Source organism: Mesorhizobium sp. M1027 (assembly GCF_040318745.1).
Lineage (GTDB): Bacteria > Pseudomonadota > Alphaproteobacteria > Rhizobiales > Rhizobiaceae > Mesorhizobium.
On record NZ_JAMYMW010000002.1, the window covers coordinates 322816 to 345854 of the forward strand.

General features: G+C 62.8%; 23 protein-coding genes. 14 read left to right on the forward strand and 9 right to left on the reverse strand.

Annotation, left to right across the window (positions count from 1 at the left end; translation table 11 throughout):
- Positions 1–12 precede the first annotated feature (12 nt).
- Both NKH50_RS06115 and NKH50_RS06120 read left to right on the forward strand, forming a co-directional pair.
- Positions 13–1290 carry an efflux RND transporter periplasmic adaptor subunit gene (locus NKH50_RS06115; RefSeq protein ID WP_502906838.1) on the forward strand — a complete coding sequence of 426 codons (1278 nt, stop codon included), beginning with the start codon at positions 13–15 and terminating at the stop codon, positions 1288–1290.
- Positions 1287–4370, forward strand: a complete 3084-nt coding sequence (locus NKH50_RS06120; protein WP_352690248.1) for an efflux RND transporter permease subunit — start codon at positions 1287–1289, stop codon at positions 4368–4370. Before NKH50_RS06115 ends, NKH50_RS06120 begins: the two co-directional genes overlap by 4 nt.
- A gap of 91 nt (positions 4371–4461) precedes the next feature.
- On the opposite strand, the gene NKH50_RS06125 is transcribed toward NKH50_RS06120, so the two are convergent.
- Positions 4462–4926, reverse strand: coding sequence for a L,D-transpeptidase (locus NKH50_RS06125; RefSeq protein WP_352877330.1), 465 nt, complete (start codon positions 4924–4926; stop codon positions 4462–4464).
- A gap of 600 nt (positions 4927–5526) precedes the next feature.
- Here NKH50_RS06125 and NKH50_RS06130 point away from each other — a divergent pair.
- Complete coding sequence (locus tag NKH50_RS06130; protein WP_254817759.1) at positions 5527–5694, forward strand: hypothetical protein; 168 nt, start codon at positions 5527–5529, stop codon at positions 5692–5694.
- A gap of 76 nt (positions 5695–5770) precedes the next feature.
- Here the strand turns inward: NKH50_RS06130 and NKH50_RS06135 are convergent, their stop codons facing one another.
- The gene (locus NKH50_RS06135) at positions 5771–6457 is read right to left on the reverse strand and encodes a response regulator transcription factor (RefSeq protein ID WP_292663715.1); all 687 of its coding nucleotides are present in this window, start codon (positions 6455–6457) and stop codon (positions 5771–5773) included.
- A gap of 46 nt (positions 6458–6503) precedes the next feature.
- On the opposite strand from NKH50_RS06135, the gene NKH50_RS06140 reads away from it, so the two are divergent.
- Complete coding sequence (locus NKH50_RS06140) at positions 6504–7283, forward strand: response regulator (protein ID WP_254817757.1); 780 nt, start codon at positions 6504–6506, stop codon at positions 7281–7283.
- A 44-nt stretch (positions 7284–7327) separates the two neighbouring features.
- The gene (locus tag NKH50_RS06145; protein ID WP_352877332.1) at positions 7328–9415 is read left to right on the forward strand and encodes a PAS domain S-box protein; all 2088 of its coding nucleotides are present in this window, start codon (positions 7328–7330) and stop codon (positions 9413–9415) included.
- 88 nt (positions 9416–9503) lie between these two features.
- Here the strand turns inward: NKH50_RS06145 and NKH50_RS06150 are convergent, their stop codons facing one another.
- Positions 9504–9908, reverse strand: coding sequence for a hypothetical protein (locus NKH50_RS06150; protein WP_352877334.1), 405 nt, complete (start codon positions 9906–9908; stop codon positions 9504–9506).
- A gap of 412 nt (positions 9909–10320) precedes the next feature.
- Here NKH50_RS06150 and NKH50_RS06155 point away from each other — a divergent pair, with 412 nt between their 5' ends.
- Complete coding sequence (locus NKH50_RS06155; RefSeq protein WP_352877337.1) at positions 10321–11523, forward strand: aromatic ring-hydroxylating oxygenase subunit alpha; 1203 nt, start codon at positions 10321–10323, stop codon at positions 11521–11523.
- 11 nt (positions 11524–11534) lie between these two features.
- On the opposite strand, the gene NKH50_RS06160 is transcribed toward NKH50_RS06155, so the two are convergent.
- The 3 genes from NKH50_RS06160 to NKH50_RS06170 form a co-directional block, all read right to left on the reverse strand.
- A complete protein-coding gene (locus NKH50_RS06160; protein WP_352801972.1) occupies positions 11535–12302 on the reverse strand; it encodes a DUF429 domain-containing protein in 768 nt (255 codons plus the stop codon).
- Between the two features lie 92 nt (positions 12303–12394).
- Positions 12395–13279 carry a pyridoxal kinase PdxY gene (pdxY, locus tag NKH50_RS06165; protein ID WP_352740821.1) on the reverse strand — a complete coding sequence of 295 codons (885 nt, stop codon included), beginning with the start codon at positions 13277–13279 and terminating at the stop codon, positions 12395–12397.
- Between the two features lie 8 nt (positions 13280–13287).
- Positions 13288–13539 (reverse strand): hypothetical protein, encoded by a 252-nt coding sequence (locus NKH50_RS06170; protein WP_254818056.1) that lies wholly within the window; start codon positions 13537–13539, stop codon positions 13288–13290.
- 163 nt (positions 13540–13702) lie between these two features.
- On the opposite strand from NKH50_RS06170, the gene NKH50_RS06175 reads away from it, so the two are divergent.
- From NKH50_RS06175 to ppa, 6 genes are all read left to right on the forward strand, one after another.
- Positions 13703–14347 carry a LemA family protein gene (locus NKH50_RS06175; RefSeq protein WP_352740819.1) on the forward strand — a complete coding sequence of 215 codons (645 nt, stop codon included), beginning with the start codon at positions 13703–13705 and terminating at the stop codon, positions 14345–14347.
- A gap of 85 nt (positions 14348–14432) precedes the next feature.
- A complete protein-coding gene (locus tag NKH50_RS06180) occupies positions 14433–15242 on the forward strand; it encodes a TPM domain-containing protein (protein ID WP_352740817.1) in 810 nt (269 codons plus the stop codon).
- A 4-nt stretch (positions 15243–15246) separates the two neighbouring features.
- The gene (locus NKH50_RS06185) at positions 15247–16137 is read left to right on the forward strand and encodes a TPM domain-containing protein (protein WP_502899777.1); all 891 of its coding nucleotides are present in this window, start codon (positions 15247–15249) and stop codon (positions 16135–16137) included.
- 10 nt (positions 16138–16147) lie between these two features.
- A complete protein-coding gene (locus tag NKH50_RS06190; RefSeq protein WP_254817750.1) occupies positions 16148–16786 on the forward strand; it encodes a TPM domain-containing protein in 639 nt (212 codons plus the stop codon).
- 117 nt (positions 16787–16903) lie between these two features.
- Positions 16904–17410: a GNAT family N-acetyltransferase gene (locus NKH50_RS06195; RefSeq protein WP_254817749.1), complete on the forward strand. Its 507-nt coding sequence runs from the start codon at positions 16904–16906 to the stop codon at positions 17408–17410.
- 116 nt (positions 17411–17526) lie between these two features.
- Positions 17527–18057, forward strand: coding sequence for an inorganic diphosphatase (gene ppa / locus NKH50_RS06200; protein ID WP_023721304.1), 531 nt, complete (start codon positions 17527–17529; stop codon positions 18055–18057).
- Between the two features lie 17 nt (positions 18058–18074).
- Here the strand turns inward: ppa and NKH50_RS06205 are convergent, their stop codons facing one another.
- Positions 18075–18665: a hypothetical protein gene (locus NKH50_RS06205; protein WP_352509070.1), complete on the reverse strand. Its 591-nt coding sequence runs from the start codon at positions 18663–18665 to the stop codon at positions 18075–18077.
- A 98-nt stretch (positions 18666–18763) separates the two neighbouring features.
- Complete coding sequence (locus NKH50_RS06210; protein ID WP_352877341.1) at positions 18764–19369, reverse strand: TetR/AcrR family transcriptional regulator; 606 nt, start codon at positions 19367–19369, stop codon at positions 18764–18766.
- A gap of 82 nt (positions 19370–19451) precedes the next feature.
- On the opposite strand from NKH50_RS06210, the gene NKH50_RS06215 reads away from it, so the two are divergent.
- Together NKH50_RS06215 and NKH50_RS06220 are read left to right on the forward strand one after the other, a co-directional pair.
- On the forward strand, positions 19452–20735 hold the full coding sequence (locus tag NKH50_RS06215; RefSeq protein ID WP_352877343.1) for an MFS transporter: 1284 nt from the start codon (positions 19452–19454) through the stop codon (positions 20733–20735).
- A 279-nt stretch (positions 20736–21014) separates the two neighbouring features.
- On the forward strand, positions 21015–22589 hold the full coding sequence (locus tag NKH50_RS06220) for an alkaline phosphatase D family protein (protein WP_352877345.1): 1575 nt from the start codon (positions 21015–21017) through the stop codon (positions 22587–22589).
- A 37-nt stretch (positions 22590–22626) separates the two neighbouring features.
- On the opposite strand, the gene NKH50_RS06225 is transcribed toward NKH50_RS06220, so the two are convergent.
- Positions 22627–22908: a hypothetical protein gene (locus NKH50_RS06225; RefSeq protein WP_352479551.1), complete on the reverse strand. Its 282-nt coding sequence runs from the start codon at positions 22906–22908 to the stop codon at positions 22627–22629.
- Between the last annotated feature and the right edge of the window lie 131 nt (positions 22909–23039).

Genomic DNA, 23039 nt, shown 5'->3' on the forward strand with positions numbered 1-23039 from the left:
AGGGGACTGTTCGTGATCAAGCGCTTCATCATCGCCTTCATTCTGCTCGTGCTGGTGTGCGGCGGCATCGTCGGCTTCAACCTGTTTCGCGACAATGCGATCAAACAGTTCTTCGCCACCATGAAGCCGCCGGCCAGGACCGTGTCGACAGTCATTGTCAAACCGATGTCCTGGACGCCCGGCATCGAGGCGATCGGCACTGTCAGTGCCGTACGCGGCGTCGACCTGACGGTCGAAACTGCTGGCATCGTCAAGGACATCCTGTTCCATGCCAATCAGAAGGTCGCCGCCAACGCCGTCCTGCTGCAGCTTGACGATGCCGTCGAGCGAGCCGACCTCGTCGCGTCGAAGGCGCAAGCCACCTCCGACCAGACGACGCTGATGCGCGCTCTCGAGCTGCAGAAGCGCGGGGTCGGCACCGATGCTACGCTCGACACGGCGCAGGCAGCAGCATCGGTCTCCGCCGCGCAGGTAAACAAGCTGCAAGCGGTGCTCGACCAAAAGCAGTTGACCGCCCCCTTCAAGGGTACTGTCGGTATTCCGAAAATCGACCTTGGCCAGTATCTCACACCCGGCACCGCCGTAGTGACCTTGCAGGACATGGATACGATGCGTGTCGATTTCACCGTGCCGGAGCAGCAGCTTCCGCAGCTGAAGATCGGACAGAGGGTGCGGTTGGGCGTCGGCGGCGGCGACATGCCGTTCACCGGCAGCATCCGCGGCATCGATCCGAAGATCGACCCGACCAGCCGGCTGGTGACGGTAAGGGCGGAGGTCGGCAATCCCGAAGGCAAGCTGACGCCGGGCCAGTTCGTCCAGGTGCGCGTCGAACTGCCCGAGGAGAACGACGTGCTGGCGCTGCCGCAGACGGCGCTGACCTCCAGCCTGTACGGCGACTTCGTCTTCGTGGTGCGCCCGGCCAAATCCGCCGAAGCCAACGGCGCGGCTCCCGAGGCAAAGCCGGAAGAGAAGCCGGCTGCAGATGCTGCCAAGCCGGCGGCCGAAGCACCCGTGGCAAAACCCGACGAAAAGCCGGCTGCTACCCCAGCCAAACCGGCAGCGGAAGCCAAGCCGGCAGCGGAAGAACAGAAACCGCAGCTCGTGCTCGCCCAGGTGTTCGTCAAGCCAGGCCGCCACAACGCCGGCCTGGTCGAGATCCTGGAAGGCATCCAGCCCGGCGACGAAGTCGTTACGGCCGGCCAGAACCGGCTCTCCAACGGCATGTCCGTTGCCGTCGACAACACGATCGATCCGAGCAAGCCGGGGAACCAGCAGGCAGCCCAGCAATGAGCTTTTCCGATCTCTTCATCCGCCGCCCGGTTCTCTCGACCGTGCTTGCCTGCATGATCCTGCTTCTGGGTTTTCAGGGCATCTTCAACCTTTCGATTCGGCAGTATCCAGAGGTTGAAGAAACGGCCATCACCATCACCACGGCCTATCCCGGCGCCAGCGCCGACCTGATCCAGGGGTTCATTTCCGCGCCGATCGCGCGTGCCGTCGCTTCGACCGAAAACATCGATTATGTCACGTCGTCGAGCCGGCCGTCCTCCAGCACCGTGACGGTGCAGATGAAGCTCGGCTCCGACCCCGACGTCGCGCTGAACGAAGTCTTGTCGAAGGTTCAGAGTGTTCGCGGCGATCTGCCGGACGAAACCAAAGACCCGGTGATCGTCAAGGGCACCGGCCAGCAGTTCGCGATGATGTACATCTCGATGCAGAATCCGAACATGACACCGGAACAGCTCACCGAATATATCGAGCGTGTCGTGCGGCCGCGTATCTCGACGGTCGAAGGTGTCGCCGACGTGCAGATTTTCGGCGCCGCCGAATATTCGATGCGTGTCTGGATCGACCCGATCAAACTGGCGGCGCGCGGCGTGACGGCGGCGGAAGTGCTGACCGCCATCAACGAATCGAATTTCCTCTCCGCGCCCGGCGATACCGAAAACGAATATGTGGCTTCCTCGATCACGGTTCGCTCGACCCTGCAGACGCCGGAGGCTTTCGCTGCCCTTCCGCTCCGCTCGAAAGACGGCAATGTGGTGAGGCTGCGCGACGTGGCCCGCGTCGAGCTCGCCGCGGCGAGCACCGACACCAGGGTCACGTTCAACGGCAAGCCCGGCATCTTTCTCGCCATCTTTCCGACGCCGGCCGCCAATCCACTGACCACCGCGGCGGCGATCCACAAGATTGTGCCGACGATCCAGGAGACGCTGCCGCTCGGCATGACGATCGAGATCGTCTACGACTCGACCGAGCAGATCAGCGCGTCGATCGAGGAGGTGTTCAAGACCATCGGCGAGGCGGTCGCCATCGTCATCGTCGTCATCCTGCTCTTCCTCGGCTCGTTCCGCTCGGTGCTGATGCCGATCGTGACCATTCCGCTGTCGCTGATCGGCGTCTGTTTCCTGCTGTTTTCTTTGGGTTATTCGATCAACCTTTTATCGTTGCTGGCCATGGTGCTGGCGATCGGACTGGTTGTTGACGATGCCATCGTGGTGGTGGAAAACATCCACCGCCACATGGAGGAAGACGGCTTGTCGCCGATGCAGGCGGCCTTCAACGGCATGCGGGAGATCTCGTCCGCCGTCGTCGCCATGACGATAACGCTGGCCGCGGTGTTCGCGCCGCTGGCCTTCACCGGCGGCCTGACAGGCGCACTGTTTCGCGAATTCGCGGTGACGCTTGCCGGCTCGGTGGTGCTTTCGGGTGTCGTCGCCCTAACCGTCACGCCGATGATGTCGGCACGCATCCTGAGGGCCGGGTCGCACAGCCGCTTCCAGCGCATTGTCGACAACACGTTCGGGCGCGTCGAACACGTCTACGAGCGGCTGGTCAGCGGCTCGCTGAAATATCGCCCGGTGACGCTGATGATCGTCATCGCACTGGTCGCCACGACCGGCTTCATGTTCACAAAGACCGCGAGCGAACTGGCGCCGGAAGAAGACCAGGGCTTCTTGCTGTCTATTGTGAACGCGCCGCGTTACGCGACGTCGGACTACACCGAGACCTATGTGAACCAGATTCTCGGGCTGGTGAATGATATCCCCGAAACCAGGGCACGGTTCTCCGCCGTCGCGTTCCAAGGCCCGACCAACAGCGCTTTCGTCGGCTTTGCGTTCAAGGACTGGGCCGAGCGCGCGCGCAGCTCGAAGGAACTTCAGGAAGACATCACTGCCCGCCTTGCCAAGGTGGCAGGCGTCGAGGCTTTCGTCTTCGCACCACCGACGCTGCCCGGCTCCGGCGGCGGCCTGCCAATCACGATGGTGGTGCGCTCGACCGGGGAGGCCTCCCAGGTGTACGAGGCCGCCGAGAATATCAAGAACAAGGCGCAGGCCTCCGGTCGCTTCCTCGCCGTGCAGAATTCCATGTCCTACGATGCGCCGCAAGTGACAGTGACGATCGACCGCGACCGCGCCGCGGCACTCAACCTGCCGATCGCCGAAATCGGCCGGACGCTGACCCTCTTGGTCGGTGGCGCCGAGGTGGCGCAATTCGACCGCGAATCCAACAGCTACGACATCATCCCGCAGGTGCCGCAGCAATTCCGCGACAATCCCGAAAAACTTGGGGAGTATTTCGTGCGCAGCGTCTCGGGTGAGATGGTGCCGCTCTCTGCGGTGGTGAAGATCTCGACCAACGCGTCGCCGGCGGCGATCGAGCAATTCAACCAGTTGAATTCCGCAACGATTTCCGCCTTGCCGCTGCCTGGCGTCACCACCGGCGACGGTTTGAAAGCGATCGAGGATATCGCCAAGGAGAGCCTGCCGGACACTTTCTTCATCGACTATACCGGTCAATCGCGGCAGGAGAAGGAACAGGGCTACACGATCATCATCGCCTTCGCGGCGGCAGTGCTCGTCATCTACCTGGTGCTGGCGGCGCAGTTCGAAAGCTTCCGCGATCCGTTGATCATCATGATGGCGGTGCCACTCTCGATCTTCGGCGCGATCGTGCCGCTTAATATCGGGCTCGGCACCCTCAACATCTACACCCAGGTCGGCTTGATCACCTTGATCGGCCTGATCACCAAGCACGGCATCCTTCTGGTCGAGTTCGCCAACCAGCAGCGTGAAATGCACGGCATGCGGCGGCGCGATGCGATCATCGCCTCGGCCAGGGTGCGGCTGCGGCCGATCCTGATGACGACGGCGGCGATGGCGCTAGGCGTGGTGCCGCTGATCATCTCCAGCGGCGCCGGTGCCGCGGCACGCTATTCGATGGGCCTGGTGATCTTCACCGGCATCCTGGTCGGAACCATGTTCACGCTGTTCGTGGTGCCGATGTTCTACACCTTTATCGCCAGCAAGGACCTGCCGCATCACGCCGAAAAGCCGGATCCGAAGCTGATGCCGGCGATGCCGGATTAGATTGTACTAACCCAGATTAGATTGTACTAACATTGTACAATAAAAAGGCCGGATTTCCGGCCTTTCTTAAGAGACACAAGAGCAGCATCGCTCACTTGACGATGACGATGCTGGTGTTGGCCGGGCCGAAGACCTCGACGAGCTGGTAGAAATCGGCGGCGTTGTCCGGATGCAGACGCACGCAGCCATGCGAGGCCGGCTGGCCGAGGCGCTTGATGGCGTTTGTCGCATGTACGGCGTAGCCGCCGTTGAAGAACACCGAATGCGGCATCGGGGCGTTGTCGTATTTCTTCGAATACCAAACTTCATGCATGCGGGTCGGCTTGAACGCACCGGTCGGTGTGACGTGCGTCCTGTCGCCCGTCGAAACCTTCCAGGCGAATGTCGGCCGGCCGTCGACCAGAATTTCCATGGTCTGCTGCGATAGCGACACACGCGCGACGATCTTGTTGGCGGCGGCGTGGGCTGCGCCGTTGCCGGCACTGACAAGCAAGGCAGTACCGGTGATGACGGCGGCGGCGATGTTGATGAGCTTGGCGGAAATGGCAGTGTACATGATGTCTCCCCTATTCTGCCGGTCGGGGCCGGCCCAATTCATGACCGGTTTATCGGGGCGTCATGTTTCAAGCCGATTTCGCAAGATGCTCGTTTGTGTTTCGATTCTGTTTCCCCTGGTTAACAGAAAAGGTCCGTGCAAAGCAGCTTGCAGTTGCACGACGTCGTCATGACGGGTGGCGTGTTTGCCTAGGCGGATCGGCCAAACCGCGGCGCCAATACGCGATTGCCTTTCGTTTGATAGGAATTCACCTGACTCCGAAACCGAGCTGCAACAAAGCGCAGCGTCGGCGGCATGATCCGGATACAGCGAACAGGCAAAGTTGACCTAACGAAAACAGCGGGCAACGAACGATCGGAAGCCAACACTGTTTTCGCTACGGCCTGGATTGATCTGGACACTTTCCAGCCTGCGCGTCGACCGGCTCAAGCCCCTCTGGCGGGGGCGGCTTAGGGCCGTTGAGGATGCGCGGCGCCTCCGGCAACTTGCAGCCGAGAGGACCGAAGGCCCGCGCCGCAACGGGGGGCTCCGCTGGCGGCGCGGGCGCTTCGGGGGTTCCCCTGACGTGCCCGTAAATTCCAATTTTGAGGAACGAACAGGATGAAAACGAAATTCGCCGCTTCCGTGCTTTCCGCCCTGCTTTACGTCCAGGGGCTGCTCGGCATTGCCGGCCTCGCCACCGTGCTGCTGAAGGAACGTGCCCATGCCGGCGAGGTCAGTACGACCGGTGACATGCCGTCCGGCCCGTCGCTTCTCGTGGTGCGCTGAAGAGCATCGGACCCCAAAGTGGAAACCGGTTTTGGGAAAACCCGATGCTCAAGACAAAAGGGTGGCTGTCCTGCATTCAATCGGCGAATTGCGTCGGCGGATCGAACCGGTAACCGGCACCCCGTATGGTGGTGATGGTTTCGGTATCGAGCTTGCGGCGCAGCCGCACGATGCGCGAATCGATCGACCGATCGAAGGCTTCGGCATTTTCGGCGGGCGCGGCGGCGATGATGTCGTCCCGCGTCAGCACCTTGCGCGGGCTGGCCAGGAACAGCCTGAGCAGCGCCACCTGCCCGGGGGACAGCTGTTCTTCCGTTCCCGAGCGGTGCATGACAATGGCCGATCGGAGATCGACGGTCGCGTTCTCCAGCACGATCAGTTCCCCGGCGCTCCTGCCGCGCCGAGCCAGAAGGCCGCCGACGCGAGCCGCAAGCTCCCTGACATTGAGCGGGCTTTCGACGACGTCGGCGGCGCCGAGTTCGAGCGCCAGAACCTTGTCGACCAGATCGGCCGGGCGGCAGATCAGGATGAAATCCGGGCCACCTTCGCCGCCATGTCGCCTGAGCAGGTCTCGCCCCTCCGCCTGGCTGACGCTGTCGCCGACAACCACGACATCGATACCCTTTTCCGAAAGCAGCGATTCGGCTTCCCACGGCTGTCGCGCCGCACGGACGTCATGACCGCGCCGCTCGAGATGATCGGCGAGATCGGTGGCAATTACTTCAGCGACGGAAACAAGCGCGATAACGGATCGTGCAGCCATGTTTTTCTACCCCGCATACGGCAACCCAAGAAGAGTGCTGGACATCATGTTTATACCCAATCTACTTTCCACTGAAAGCGGGAGCGAAAGCATCGTGCGTGCACGAATTGTCATCGTCGAGGACGAGCCCGACCTGAGGGACGCGGTCGCCGAGTATCTCGGCGCCAGCGGCTATGATGTGGCCACGGCCGAAAGTGCGGCGGCGGCGCGCGACCTCTTGGAAGTGCAGTCCTTCCACCTGGCCATTCTCGACATCGCCATGCCGGGCGAGGACGGCTTGTCGCTCGGGCGCTGGATGCGCTCGAAAATGCCGATCGGCATCATCTATGCGACGGCCGCCGGTACCGCGCTCGACCGCATCGTCGGACTGGAGCTCGGCGCTGACGACTACATCGTCAAGCCTTACGAATTGCGCGAAGTGCTGGCCAGGGTGCGCAGCGTGCTGCGTCGCGTTCCGGAGCCGACCGAGCCACAAAAGGCCAAGGCTGAAACATCCGGCGGCCGCCGGTCCGTGAGCTTCGGACCCTTTCACGCCGATCTCGACGGCAGGCTCGTCACCGGCGCCAACGGCGCGGTCATTGACATGGCCAAGAGCGAGTTCGACGTGCTGGAGGTGTTCCTGACGCGCGCCAACCGGCTGTTGACGCGGGCGGCGATCTCCGAGGCGATCGGTTTCGTCGAGGATCCGGAATCGTCCCGCGCCGTCGACATCCGCATCATGCGGCTGAGAAAGAAGATCGAGGCGGATCCGGCCAATCCGAAATTCCTGCGCACGGTGCGCGGCGAGGGCTATATCTTCTCGCTGCCAGTGGGCGAAAATAACTAAGGCGACGGCTTGAGGAAGCCGCGGCCAGGAAATGACGGCTGATCATGACGGCTGAAACAACACGCGTGGACGTGCAGGGCGCCAGGCAGGGCGCGGCGATGGTGGCCGTGCATGTGGTTCGCCGGCTGCGCGAAGCCGGTGACTGGCAGCGCGAGATGGAGGGTATCCTCCAAACGCTTTGCGAAGCCATGGATTGTCACCGCGGCATCCTGTTTCGCCTGCGCGAACTGCCCGGCCAGGGCTTCGCCCAGTCGGTCGCCGCTTATTGGATCGCCCCCCGGTTTGGCGGCGAGCTGGCGTCACCGACCGTCATCATGCAGTCGGTCGTCGATTCGGACCCATTGCTGGAACGGCTGGCGGAGGACGAGCGTCAAGGCAAGATTTTCGCCGGGCACACACGCGATCTCGAAGGCTTTCTGCGGACCGATTTCGAAAAGCAGAACATCAAGTCGTTCCTGTCGGTGTCGGTCTTTTCGCACGGCAATTTGTGGGGCACGCTGGCGGTCAACGACTGCATCCACGAACGCGAATGGACCGACCAGGAAGAGGCGGCGCTGCACATGGTGGCACTCGCCATCGGCGATGCCATCGAACGGTCGCCCTCCGACGCGCATGCCAGCGACGTCATTCGCCGCACCATGCTGCAGGCCTCGCTCGACGCTATCATCGTCATCGACGAGACCGGCTCGATCATCGAATTCAATCCGGCCGCCGAGAAGATGTTCGGCTATCGGCGCAGCGATATCCTCGGCAAGGACCTGCTCGACACGGTCGTGCCGGAATATTATCGCAAGGGCTATGCGTCGGGCGCCGAATACATGTCGGGCCGCGGTGCGCCGATGGTCGGCCAACGGCTTGAAACGGTCACCCAGAATGCCGCCGGCGAGGTTTTCCCGATCGAGCTGACGGCAACCGAGATGCGGGTCGCCGATCGCCAGCTGATCTTCGGCTCCATCCGCGACCTGCGCGACAAGTTGCGGGCTGAGGAGGAAATCAACCGCCAGCGCGAAAAACTGCACCAGAACGAGAAGATGGCGGCAATGGGGTCGCTGCTCGCCGGCGTTTCGCACGAGCTCAACAATCCGCTGGCCGTGGTTGTCGCCCAGTCGACGCTGCTGCACGAATTCGCCGCCGATCCGCAGACCAAGGTGCGCGCCGAAAAGGTGCGCGCCGCTGCCGAGCGCTGCGGCCGTATCGTCAAGAGCTTCCTGTCGATGGTCCGCCTGCACCCGGCTGCACAGGCAGAAACCGACCTCAACCAGGTGATCCGCGCCGCACTCGAAGTGACCGCCTATGGCGCACGGTCGAGCGGCATCATCATCGACACCGATTTCGCCAGCGGCCCACTGCTGGCCATGGCAGATGCCGACCACGTGACGCAGGTAGCCGCCAACTTCCTCATCAACAGCCAGCATGCCTTGGCCGGCGTTGCCGGCGACCGCCGGATCAAGGTCCGGACGTTTCGCAGCGACCGCGGCAATCCCGGATTCTCGGTCGAGGACAACGGACCAGGCGTGCCGGAAGCGATACGTTCACGCATATTCGAATCCTATTTCACCACCAAGCCGGTCGGTGTCGGTACCGGCATCGGTCTGTCAATCTCGAAATCGATCATCGAGCGGCACAATGGCAATATCTGGTTCGAGGAGGTTTCGCCGAGAGGTGTGCGTTTTGTCGTGCAGCTGCCGGCGATCGCGGCCGGCGCGGCCGCCGCCGGCGAAGCTCCGTCGCGGTCGAGCGGCTTGCGTCACGCGCTGATCATAGACGATGAGCCGGATGTCGCCGCGTCGCTGTCCGACATTCTGGAGTTGATGGGCATCAAGTCGCGGATCGTGCCGGCCTGGGTCTCGGCCGCCGCTACGCTGAGTGGCCATGTCCCGCCGGACATCGTGTTTTCCGATTTGCGCATGCCCGGCACCAGCGGCATAGCCGTCTATCGCGAGCTACTCGGCGAATTGCCGGGTCTAGCGCGGCGCTTCGTGCTTGTCACCGGCGATCTGATCGGCGCGAAAGGCGAGATCGAGGCGCTGCCGGGGCCGCAACGGCCGCCAATCCTCGAAAAACCGTTCAGCACGCTGGATGTGCGCGGCGTGCTCTCGGCCATTGCCGAGCAGGCCGCTCTGGGCGGTTAGACTCCGCCATCTCTCCCGGAAGAAAAAGGCTCCCGGCCGACATTGCGGCGGGAGCCTGACTGGAGTGCTGGAGGGCGCTCGCAAAAAATCAAAAAACGTTCGGCGTATCGGCCAGCGGGGCGGCGTTGACGATCATGCGGACCGGCCGTGCCTTGCCCGACTGGGCGGCGATGACGCGCAGGCAGTCCAGGCTCTCGGCGCCCCAGGCCTGCCCCTTGCAGGCGAAATCGATCTCCGAAATCGGCAGGCGCGCCGTCTTGGTGGTGGTCGTCGCGCCATCGATGAGGTTGGCCGGCGGGTTCAGTGAGGCGAAGGCCGGACCGACAGTCGGCGTCAACGCCATGCCGGCAAATGCGGCAGCCGCCAGCAGCATGAACATCGCCATTGGATGATCACTGGCGCGCTGGCGCAGCGCCAGCTTCGGGCGCCGGTCGTTACGCCGGGGACCGTGCTGGCGAAGGTCGGTATCGGTGATCTGGATTTTCGTACGCATCGTCGTTTCCTTCGGTCTTCTTCTTTTCTCCGTTGAAACGAACCTAATCGCACCTTGTAACCGGCCAACGATGATGGATTAACGATTGTGTAACCGGCATGAAACCAAGCCCGCAGCCATTCCTGGGCAACCGATCAGGCGTAGCTGCAGCACAGGTGGCATTCTCGTTTTCCGCTACCCACGGCACCAGATCCACGTCGCCTTTCCAGGCCCCAGGAGCGTCGGGCGCTCAACAAGCGTGAGGGGATTAACGTCCGGAATTCCCGGGATTTTCCCGGCTTCGATCGTTCGGACTCGGCTCTCAAATCCCGCTCGATTTCCCGCCAAGAATTCTCCCCATTTTTGCAAGCCATTGCATTTCAACGGAAAATATGCTTTTATTGAACGATCATTCAATAAATAAAGAGCCTTTATGAACCCGCATCTGCGTGACGTGGCAATTCCCAACGATTGGGATCGGCGGGGGCTGCCGGGCTGGAGCTATCATTCCGACGCCTTGCTCGAACTCGAGAAAGAGCACGTCTTCCGCAATCATTGGCAGATCGCCGGCCATGTCTGCGACGTTCCGAACGCCGGCGACTATCTGACGATGGATGTGGTCGGCGAGCGGGCGCTGATCGTGCGCGGCAAGGATGGCGTTGTACGCGCCTTCAACAATATGTGCCGCCACCGCGGCAGTCGCGTTGTCGCCGACAGTCAGGGCACTTGCAAGAACGCGCTGGTCTGCCCTTTCCATGGCTGGGTCTACAATCTCGACGGCACGCTGCGCGGTGCTGCCCGCCCGCGTTCCTTCCCCGACCTCGACAAGACCGAATTCGGCCTGATGCCGCTCGAGCTCGAAATCTGGATGGGCTTCATCTTCATCCGCTTCCGCAAGGGTGGGCCGCAGCCATCCGTGGCCGAGCTGTTGAAGCCGATCGAAGCCGAGATTGCTCATTACGGCGTGGTCGAGATGGTGCCGTCCCGGGGCATCTGGACCCAAAATACGCCGGTCAACTGGAAGTCGGTGCGCGACGTCGACAATGAAGGCTACCACGTCGCCATGGCACATCCGGCGCTGCAGGATCTTTACGGTGCGACCTATTTCGACGAGCCGTTCGTCAACGGCGTGTCGCGCTCGTTCGCCACTTACAATCCGCATGCCGGACGGCGCTGGAGCGTCGCGCAATATATCAAGCTCGCACCCGAGGCGAGGCACCTGCCGGAGCACCTGCGCAAGGCCTGGATCTACTACGGCATCTTCCCGAACAACGTGCTGTCGATCATGCCGGAATCGGTGCAGTTCTATCAGGAATTCCCGCTGTCGACGGGTGAGACGCTGCTGCGCGGCGGCATCTACCGCTATCGCGACGAGACCAGGCAACAGGCGGCTGCGCGCTACCTATCCCACCGCATCGATCGCGACACGCTGGCCGAGGACGTGCAGCTTTCGATATGGTCCAACGAATCCATGCTGTCCGAAGCCTTCGGAGGTTTTTACCTCTCCGATCTCGAATATGGCGTGCGCACCCACCACGACCATTTGCGTAAGCAAATTCCCGTGCTCGGATTGGAGACCGCGCCCGAGGAGAAGGATATGTGGGCACTCAACGAGGCGCTCAAATCACGCTCCTGACGCCTTGGTCCTCAGGCCCAAATGGCGACCGGAATACCGAAACGATCGGCGAGCGGCGGATCCGGAAACGGCATTGCCTCGCCTCTGACGATGCGTCCGGCAACCACCATCATCGCCGCGGCATCGAGGAAATCGTCGGCGGCCGCGCCGCGCGGCGGCGTCTGGTCGAGAAAATCCTCGCTATGACCATGCTGGGCAAGCAGCGCCTTGCGTTCGGCCATGCCGGCCGGATTGATGTTGCCCCTGATCTTCTTGGGCAGGCGCATAGCGCGGTCGCCGTTCAGTTTGCAGAAGGCAACTTCCGGATGCGATTCGAAGACGCGGCTGCGCAGTTCGGGCCGCGCGATCAGCAGCGAATCGATCTCGCGGATCTTGGCGAAGATGCCGAAGGCCTGGATCGAGACGCCGCGCGGCGGATCTGATGTCGTCCTGGCCACCTCGCTTGCCTTGCGATGTGCGGCGTACCAGGCATCGACCGTGGTGAAAGCTTCGATCTCGGCGTAGAGCGCGGCGCGGGAGGGAATGGCAAAGACACTGGACTGCCGGGCCCCGAGCAGCGGCCGCACCAGCGCCTCCGGGCCGCGACCGCCTCTTTGCGAGAAATCGGGCAGGCCGATCGGCATGTCGACCGCCACGATCGCATTGACGGGCAGTCGGTCGAGCAACGCCGCGAAGCTTGGGAAAACGGCTGTAGACGGTGCCGCACCGGGATCGCGGCGGACGGCTATCCAGCCAGCCTTGCAACCGTCGACGCCGACAAGCACAACGTCCTCGGGCACAACGCTCTCAGGCACGACATCGTCGGGCACCACATGGCCGGGCGCAACATGCTCGGGCGCAACATCCTGCGGCACGGCGTTTTCGGCCTGCGTCACGCCCGGCGGTCCCGTTCCGGATGCAGGAGATGGCGAAGCTGCACCATCGCCATTGGGTGCGACAGGCTCTGGGCATCGGTCTCGAGCTGCAACTCGTCGCCGCCGCGCTTAGCGGTGCGCGCCAGGATCTCGTAGACCGCCGCAGTGGTCGATTGCAGAGCCTTGGCGGCCGGCTGGCCGGACAGGATCCGCGCCAGGTAAACGGCAGCCGTCAGGTCGCCGAGCCCATTCGGCGGCTTGTCGATGAGCCGGTGTTCGGCGAGCAGCGCCTCCCTGCCTGTGAGCAGCAAATTGCCGGTGCCGCCGGCCATCGTCGCCGGCGCCGATGTGACCAGCATGGCCGGTGGGCCGGCCTGCAGGGCCGCAGCCATTGTCGATTTCAGGTCTGGCAGCGGCGCTCCGGCCATCCATTCCAGCTCGTAGCGGTTGGGCGTGGCGATATCGGCGATCGGCATCAGGCGGTCGCGCATGGCGATGGCGGTCGGCTCAGGTACGTAGAGGCCGCCCGAATCGCCCATCACCGGGTCGCAGATATAGAGGGCTTCCGGTGTCTTCGCCTTGACCGCGCCGACGAGCGAAGCAACGGCGTCGGCCTGGCCAGCCTCGCCGAGATAGCCGGACAGCACGGCGCCGACCTCGCCCAGCCACGGCGCGCGCTCGAGGTCGGTCATCAGCGCCTTGAACTGGTCCAGCGGCGGCACGATGCGGGTGGCCCGGCCATGGCCCGGATGCCAGGGCAAAATGACGGTCGGCACCGCCCAAACCGGAAAGCCGAGCGTCTCCAGCGCAAAGACGGCGGCACGGTTGCCGACCGAGCCACGTGCGACATGGCTGGAGACGACGATGACCGCGCGCGGCGCGTCGGTTTTCTCGGCACTCATTGATTTTCCTAACTGCCCCTGGTGACGAAAAGCACGAGCCAGATCAACAGGCCGATGGCAATAAGCAAGCCCGCTGCCCGACCGATGCGGGTGCCCCAATATTCGATCGGATCCGACCGGTCGGCATCGGCCGCGGTGACGCGGTCGCGCGCACCTCTGGCTGTTCGCGCGAGGAACGAGGTGCCGCCCGGGTCGGTCTCGCGCGCCACCCGTTCGATGATGCGGCGCGATTCCGCGTCGCTGTCGTGGCGTTTCGCCATGGTGACGTCCCGTTTTATGCCGAGCTTAACCCGTTCGCCTCGTCTGTCACAGGGCCCGACGGCGAATGGTAGAAAACCAGTAACACTTCTCGGCCGAAGTCATTTTCTTACGCAAGGATTGTGCTAATGCTTCGCCTGCCAATGCTATCGAGGGGACCTTATCATGCTTGCCCAGCGCCTTTCTTCACCGCCAATCTTCCGTAATATAGCTGCGTTCCTGGTCATGGCCGTCATGCTGCCGCTGCTTGCGGGCTGCGGCTACAACACCATCCCGACAGCTGAGGAAAACGCGAAGGCAGCGTGGAGCGAGGTGTTGAATCAATACCAGCGCCGCGCCGATCTCATCCCCAATCTTGTCAATACGGTCAAGGGATACGCCGCGCACGAGAAGGATACGCTCGACGCCGTGGTCGAAGCGCGCGCCAAGGCGACGCAGGTGACCGTGACGCCGGAAACGCTGAACAATCCGGAAGCCTTCAAGAAATTCCAGGACAGTCAGGCCGGCTTGACCAGCGCGCTGTCGCGCCTGCTGGCGGTGGTGGAGAACTACCCCGATCTCAAGGCCAACCAGAACTTTCTGGCGCTGCAAGCACAACTCGAAGGCACCGAGAACCGCATCACGGTCGCCCGCCGCGACTATATCCAGGCAGTGAGAGAGTACAATCTGACGCTGAGGACCTTCCCGTCGGTGATCTGGGCGACCTTGTGGTTTCGCGGCAACCAGCCGTTTGCGAATTTCACCATCGAGGAGGATAAGATGCAGCCGCCGAAGGTCGATTTCGGCACCAACACCACGCAAGGCGGGTGAACGGCGCCTGTTGAGCCTGGGCCTGTTGGCCTTGTATTCCTTCGCGCCCCCCTCTGTCCTGCCGGACATCTCCCCACAGAGGGGGGTGGGAAGAAACGCCGCCCTGATTTTTCTTGGCTTCGTTCTAACCTTTCTCCTGCTCCCTCTCATCGTTCTCGCCGCCGAATTGCCGGCGCTGACCGGACGGGTCGTCGACAATGCCGGCATCATCGATGCCGCGACCGAGGCGGCGCTGACGCAGAAGCTTGCCGATTTCGAGACCAAAGGTTCGGACCAGATCGTCGTCGCGACCATCCCCAGCCTCGACGGCGAGGAAATCGAGCCTTACGCCAACCGGCTGTTCCGCGCCTGGAAACTGGGGCAGGCGAAGGAGAACAACGGCGTCCTGCTTCTGGTGGCGCCGAACGACCGCAAGATGCGCATCGAGGTCGGCTATGGGCTGGAAGGCACGCTGACCGACCTGCACACCAAGCTGATCATCGAAAACGACATGGTGCCGGCCTTCCGGGCCGGCGATTTCTCTGGCGGCATCAGCAAGGCCGTCGATGACATGATCATGGTGCTGGAAGGCAATCCCGAAGAGCTGGAAGCGCGCGGCAAGCGCAACCAGCAGGCGCCGTTCAACAGCGACGATCTGTTCTTCACGATCTTCATAGCCATCTGGGCAATCATCTTTTTCGGCGGCCTCGCAGCCTCCATCCTGCCGCCGATCTTCGGCAAGAAGATCGGTCCGGGCCGCTATCGCTGGTTGGGCATGACCTTCGAGCCAAACCGGCGGTCGTCCGGCGGCTGGTCGGGAGGTTCCGGCGGGGGATGGTCGTCGGGTTCAAGCGGTGGCGGGTTTTCCGGCGGCGGCGGTTCGTCCGGTGGCGGCGGCTCCTCGGGAAGTTGGTGACGAGATGACAAGACACGCCATCAGCCCGGTGGAATTCAGCCGTTTCATCAAAACGATCGGCACCGCGCTTATGGCCATGGCGGTGCTGCTGGTCGGCTTCGCGGCTATTGCCGCCGAATTGCCGGCGCTGACCGGACGGGTCGTCGACAATGCCGGCATCATCGATGCCGCAACCGAGGCGGCGCTGACGCAGAAGCTTGCCGATTTCGAGACCAAGGGTTCGGACCAGATCGTCGTCGCGACCATCCCCAGCCTCGACGGTGAGGAGATCGAGCCTTACGCCAACCGGCTGTTCCGCGCCTGGAAACTGGGCCAGGCGAAGGAGAACAACGGCGTCCTGCTTCTGGTGGCGCCGAACGACCGCAAGATGCGCATCGAGGTCGGCTATGGGCTGGAAGGCACGCTGACCGACCTGCACACCAAGCTGATCATCGAAAACGACATGGTGCCGGCCTTCCGTGCCGGCGATTTCTCTGGTGGCATCAGCAAGGCCGTCGATGACATGATCATGGTGCTGGAAGGCAATCCCGAAGAGCTGGAAGCCCGCGGCAAGCGCAATCCGGCGAATGACAATCCTGTCGATCCCATCTTCGTGCTGTTCATCGTCCTGTGGGCGACGATGTTCTTCGGCGGCTTGGCAATGGCATTCCTGCCGCCGATCTTCGGCACGAAGCTGTCGCCGGGCGTGTACAAGTGGCTGGGGATGACGTTCCGCTACGGCCGTGGGCCAGCTTCGTCATCCTCCGGTGGCGCTGGCTGGACGTCGGGGACCTCGTCCGGCAGTGGCTGGTCGTCTGGAAGTTCCGGCAGCGGTTGGTCGTCCGGAAGTTCGGGCGGTGGGTTTTCAGGTGGCGGCGGTTCGTCCGGCGGCGGCGGTTCTTCAGGAAGCTGGTGAGACATCAATCATGGCAACACGACCGATCAGCCCCGAAGATCATGAGCGGATCGCCGATGCGATCCGCGCTGCCGAAGCAAAGACCGACGGCGAGATCTACTGCGTCGTGGCGCATGCCAGCGACGGCTATTTCTTCCCGGCCGCTTTCATGGCGATGCTCGGCATGCTCGTCGTCAGCCTCGCCGTCGGTTACGGGCTGGAAGCCTGGTGGCTGTCGATCCGCTTGCCGCATTTCGTCATCGCCGAGCTTCTGGCGCTTGCCAGTGTGCTCATCCTGTTGTGGGCATTGCCCGCATTGCGCATCCATTTGGTGCCGAGGCGTCTGCGCTACCAAGCCGCCCACGCCAATGCGATGAAGCAGTTCCTCGCCCGCAACGTCCACCGCACCACGGCGCGCACGGGCGTGCTGGTGTTCGTCTCGATCGCCGAGCGCTATGCCGAGGTGGTCGCCGACAGCGGCATCGATTCTCGTGTCGGCCAGCATGTCTGGGACGGTGTCGTCCGCGACCTTACGGCGCATGCCGGCGACGATCGGCTTGCCGACGGGTTCGTCAAGGCGATCGAAGCGGTCGGTGCGGTACTGGCCGAGCATTTTCCGGTCTCGACCGGCGACAGCAACGAACTGGACGACCATCTGGTCGAGATTTGATCTCGCTAAAAGCGGTTTTCCAGCGTCTCAAGGACGCACTGTTCGGCTGTGTGAAAGCATCGCGGCGGCCGACCGGACTCTTGCAATCGGGCGCGGCGGGTTTATGGTTAACCAATCATGAATACGCTGAGCATCGACATCAGGAAAGCCGAACCACGCGATGCAGCCGCCATTGCCGACGTGCATCTCGAGGCCTGGCGCGGCGCCTATTCGGGCATCATCCCGCACCGTACACTGACATCGATGATCAACCGCCGCGGTGCCGATTGGTGGGCAAATGCCATTCGCCGCGCCGCCACCGTCCTGGTCGTCGAAATCGGCGGCAAAATTGCCGGCTACGCGACGATCGGCAAGAACCGAGCACGTGAGCTCAGGCAGCAGGGCGAGATCTACGAGCTTTACCTGCGGCCCGAATATCAAGGCATCGGGCTCGGCAGTCGGCTGTTCGCAGCCGCACGGGCACGGCTGGCCGACCATGGCCTGAAAGGCATGGTGGTGTGGGCGCTGGAAGACAATCAGAACGCACTTGCCTTCTATGCCGGCGCCGGCGGCCGCGATGTGGCCGAGGGCGTCGAGATCTTCGAGCAGAAGGCACTGAAGAAGGTCGCTTTCGTCTGGGAATGACGGCCAGCGCATGATCCGGCCGGTTTCGGTTCGGACGATCCCCCCAGTACCATTCGCCGCATTGCACCATTCGCCATCGGCCGCTATCGATCTTCAATCGAGAGAGGGATAAAGCGATGCGGATCGAAGCGATTGCCAGCGGAAAGAACCCGCCCGAGGACGTCAACGTCATTATCGAGGTGCCGATCGGCGGCGAGCCGATCAAATACGAGATGGACAAGGAGGCCGGCACGCTGTTCGTCGACCGCTTCCTTCACACTTCGATGCGCTATCCCGGCAATTACGGTTTCGTACCGCACACGCTATCGGGCGACGGCGACCCGATCGACGTGCTGGTCTGCAACACGCGCGCGCTGGTGCCAGGCTGCGTCATCAATGTGCGGCCGATCGGCGTGCTGGTGATGGAGGACAATGCCGGCCAGGACGAGAAGGTCATCGCGGTGCCTTCGCCCAAGCTGACCTTACGCTACGAAGACGTCCACGAATACACGCAATTGCCTGACATTACCCGCCAGCAAGTGCAGCATTTCTTCGAGCACTACAAGGATCTCGAACCCGGCAAATGGGTCAAGATCGAAGGCTGGTACGATGCGGCCTATGCCAAGAAGATGATCGTCGAGGCCATCGAGCGGGCCAAGCGCAAGTAATTATCGGGCGCAAATAATCAGTTGTCGACGCGGCCGAAAGCGGGCGCGTCGCCGATCACTACGCGCTTGTCCTTGCCGCAGGCGAAGGTGCGTGCCTTCTCGTCGGCAAGCTTGCGCGCCTGATCGTTGGCGGCGGGATTGCCGGTGGCGAGCACAAGGCCGATCGTGCAGCCTTCGTGGGCGTCAGGCTGGGCAACCTTGGCGACGATCAACACTTCCGTCGACTTGTTCTCGCCCTCGGTATCGCTGATCGAGCGACGATGAATGACGGCGAACGGAATGGTAGTTTTGCCGTTGGTTTCGATCCGCCACTCGACTTTAGGTCCAGCCGAGTTGAGGCCGGAAAAGCTTTCCCAGACCGTGGTCATATCGCCGGGTGGAAAGCCGTAGAACAGCGATTCCCGCGCGTCGTCGTAGGAAACCATCACCGGGTAGCCGCCATAACCCGAACAGGCGAGGTCGGCCCAGTCGCCGTCGCCTTCCTCCGCCTGGGCATAAGTCACGCAGTCCTTCTCCCAGACGAGATCGGTATAGACGCTGGATATGTCGCCAGCCCGGGCGGCATTGCAGAAGCCGGCGAAGGCAAGCGGGATCAAAAGAGCGCGCATGGCGGACAACTCCGTTCGGGCTGCCGCAGCGTACCGTCAAATCTAGCAGCAGCCTAGACGAACTCAGGCTGGCTCACAGTGATCTGGTAAACGGAACGCTATTTCTTCAGGCTTGCCTCGATCAGAAGGTCGGCGTTGCGGGCGACCGACTGCGCCGGCCCGCCGACACCGAACAGCTGGCCGCTGATATAGGCGCCCTCGATCAGGAGCAGGAGCCCGTCGCCCAGCGTGTCGGCGTCGCCGGCGCCCATCTCTGCCGCCATGGCACGCAGGCGCCGGCGCAATTCCCGCTTGTTGGCTTCGCTCACGATGCGCGCCGGATGGCCATGTTCGGGATACTCGACCGCGGCATTGGTCATGCCGCAGCCGCGATAATCGGGCCTTTGCGTACGCTTGCCGACACGCGTCAGGAAGGCGAGGATCTGCGCGCGCGGATCGCCGGGATGGGCGTTCACAGCCTCGTCGAAGCGCTCCCAAAATTCGAGGTCATAGTGCCGGAGATAGGATGCGGCCAGCTCATCCTTGGACGGAAAGCTGCGGTAAAGGCTGGGCTTGGTGACGCCGGCACGCCGTACGATCTCGTCGACCCCGATCGCCCTGATGCCTTGCCGGTAAAACAGGTCGCGCGCCACCTGGAGAATCCGTTCGGCGGCGCGAGGCGGCGGTGCGTCATTCGCCTTGATCGTTGGTTCAATGCTTTTCATGTCTGGTGTGCCGATTAGCTGGTTGACAATGTTACCGGTCGGTACGTATGTTCCGCGCTCCTGCAACGTACCGGTCAGTAACATGATAGCTCAATCCCGCCCGTTTGGCCAGCACTACGCTTTCGTCGTGGTCGCCGTCATCTTCCTTTGCCTGCTGATCGCAGCGGGCCTGCGTTCGGCGCCGGCAGTCATGATGCTGCCGCTGGAGAACAGTTTCGGCTGGCGGCGCGACGTCGTCTCGCTGGCCGCTGCCACCGGCATCTTCCTCTATGGCCTGACCGGGCCGTTTGCCGCGGCGCTGATGGAGCGGATCGGGCTGCGCCGCACCTTGCTTGCCGCGCTGCTTTTGATGTCGGGATCGACCGCGCTCAGCCTGTTGATGACCAAGCCGTGGCATCTGCTCCTCACCTGGGGCGTGCTTTCCGGCGTCAGCTCGGGCGCCGTCGCCACCGTGCTCGGCGCAACCATCGTCAACCGCTGGTTCAAGACCAATCGCGGCCTGGTGATGGGACTGATGTCGGCGTCCAGCGCCACCGGGCTGCTGGTCTTCCTGCCGTTGCTCGCCTCGCTCGCCCAGTCAGGCGGCTGGAAGCCGGTCGCCATCGCCATTGCCGTGGCCACCGCCTGCCTGGTGCCGCTGGTCTATATGCTGGTGCCGGAGCGCCCGGCCTCGATCGGCATGGTCCGCTATGGCGCCGATGCCGACGACGTGCCGCCGGCGCCGCCGGCCGCGCAAGGCAATTTCCTTTCGCATACGCTGAGCACGCTGCGCCGCGCCGCCGGCACGCGCGTGTTCTGGTATCTGTTCGCCACTTTCTTCGTCTGCGGCTTCACCACCAACGGGCTGGTCGGCACGCACCTGATCGCCTTTTGCGGCGACATGGGCATAGGCGAAGTGCAAGCCGCCGGCCTGCTGTCGATGATGGGCATTTTCGACCTGATCGGCACGACGCTATCGGGCTGGCTCACCGACCGTTTCGATCCGCGCAAGCTGCTCGGCGTCTATTACGGCATCCGCGGCCTGTCGTTGATCTATCTGCCCTATTCCGGCTTTTCGGCCACCAGCTTGATCATCTTCGCCGTGTTTTACGGACTGGACTGGATCGCCACGGTGCCGCCGACGCTGAGGCTTTCCAACGAGGCGTTCGGCGACCGCAGCGGACCGATCGTCTTCGGCTGGATCGTCGCCGGCCATCAGGTTGGCGCCGCGACAGCGGCCTTCTTCGGCGGCACCATGCGCGAGCTGCAAGGCAATTACGAGCTTGCCTTCCTGATCGCCGGTATGACGGCAATAGCCGCCGCCTGCATCTCGCTGCTGATCAACACCAGCCGCCCGGCCTTCGAGCCGGAACCGCAGGCGGCTTGAGTTGCAACGGCTGAGCGCTAATCTTCCCCCTTGAGGGGGAGATGGCCGCGAAGCGGCCAGAGGGGGTCGGTCCGACCGGGCTCGGCCCCTTATCGCAGGCGCAAGAGGTCGGTGCTCCATGCGAGACGACCCCCTCTGTCGCCTCCGGCGACATCTCCCCCTCAAGGAGGGAGATTCGCCATCCTGTTGATGTCAGAAAACCTTCATCGTTTCGAAATGTGCCTGAAACATTGAAGCTGGAGCTTGGCGGCGACGTTCAACGCCATCCAGGAGACAGCCATGAACAAGATTTCGATGACGCGGCGCGCTTTCGTCACGTCGGCCAGCGCCGTTGGCCTGGTCGGCGCGTCGGGCCTCGCGCTTCCCTATTACTCGCGCGCCAATCAGCGCCCGGCCTTTACCCACGGGATCCAATCCGGCGACGTCGATGCGACCAGCGGCATGGTCTGGGCGCGCACGGACCGGCCGTCGCGCGTCATGTTCGAAGTGTCGCCGACGGAGAGCTTCGCCAATGCCGTCCGCCTGGCGCCGCTCGATAGCTCGCCGGCCAGCGACTATACGGTGAAGCGGCTGCTTACCGATCTCGCCTCCGACCAGGACATCTTCTACCGCATGGTCGCGGCCGATCTTTCCGATATTAACGCCGTTTCCGAGCCGATCGTCGGCCGCTTCCGCACGGCACCTGCCTCGAAGCGCGACATTCGTTTCGCTTGGTCGGGCGACACCGCTGGCCAGGGCTGGGGCATCGACGACACCGGCATGAAGACCTACGCCACTATCGCCAAGCACACGCCGGACTTCTTCCTGCATTCGGGCGATACGATCTATGCCGATGGCGCGATGAAGGACGAGGTCGACCTGCCCGGCGGCGGCAAGTGGAAGAACACCGTGCTGATCGACGAAAAACGCAAGGTTGCCGAGACGCTGGACGAATACCGGGGTCAGTGGAAATACAATTTGATGGACAGGAACGTGCTGGCGCTGAACGCCATCTGCCCGACGTTCTACCAGTGGGACGACCACGAGGTGGTGAACAACTGGTCGGATTCGAAGGATCTGAGCGCCGACGACCGCTACACCGAAAAATCCATCCATGTACTGGCGGCACGCGCGGCGCGCGCCTTCCACGAAATGACGACGATCCGCTACGAGCCATCGGAGCCCGGCCGTGTCTACCGCAAAATCGCCTATGGGCCGTTGCTCGACGTGTTCTTCCTCGACATGCGTTCCTATCGCGGCCCCAACGGTCAGAATATGCAGGAGACGATGACGCCGCAATCGCGCATCCTCGGCGAACAACAGACGAAATGGCTGAAGCGCGAGCTGGCGAATTCCAATGCAACCTGGAAAATCATCGCCGCCGACATGCCGCTCGGCCTCGTCGTCTGGAACGACGGCACCAAGAAGGTCGGGGCCGAGGCAATCAGCAATGGCGACAATGGCCCGGCCAAGGGGCGCGAGCTGGAAATTGCCGACCTCCTTCGCTATATAAAGAACGCGGGGATCAGCAATACCGTCTGGCTAACCGCAGACGTGCATTACACAGCCGCGCATTATTACAATCCGGACAAGGCGCAGTTCCAGGACTTCAATCCGTTCTGGGAATTCGTTTCGGGTCCGATCCACGCCGGCACATTCGGACCGAATGCTTTCGACATGACTTTCGGCCCGGAGCTGAGGTTCATCAAGGCACCGACCGCCGAACAGGGTCAGAACCTGCCGCCGTCGGCCGGCCTGCAGTTCTTCGGGCTCGTCGACATCGATGGAGCCACCGAGCAGTTGACGGTGCGGCTGATGGATCGCGACGACAGCGAACTCTACAAGGTCACGCTCGATCCGGTGCGATCGGCGTGAGATTGCCTTTTAGGACCACCCGGAAGGTGGATGTGCATCAATCGGGATAGCAGACGACGGGAATCTTGGGCCAGACGGCGCTGTCGCATCCGGCGTTTTTTTGCCTTTGCTTGAAGGCGGTGCTGACCGGTCCGGTTACCACCGGGTCGACGCCGTCCGGAGCATCGGCAAAAAGCTGCTCTGCCGAGCGCTTGTCGGACGGCAGAGCAGACCGCGTCTCCTTGGACGGCGCGGCCGATTGCGCCGCGCTTGCCGCGAGGAGGACGGCGAGCGCGGTACATGCCAAAATCGGCCGGAGTTTGATGCCTGTCTCGATCATGAAATTCGAACTGTCCGGACCACGAAAGGTTCCGCCTTGGTTAATAATTCCACTTCACACCAAGACATTTAAGATTTGGTGACTTTATTTGGTGGCTCGCCTCCTCTTTCGCAATTGCGAAAAACCCTGTA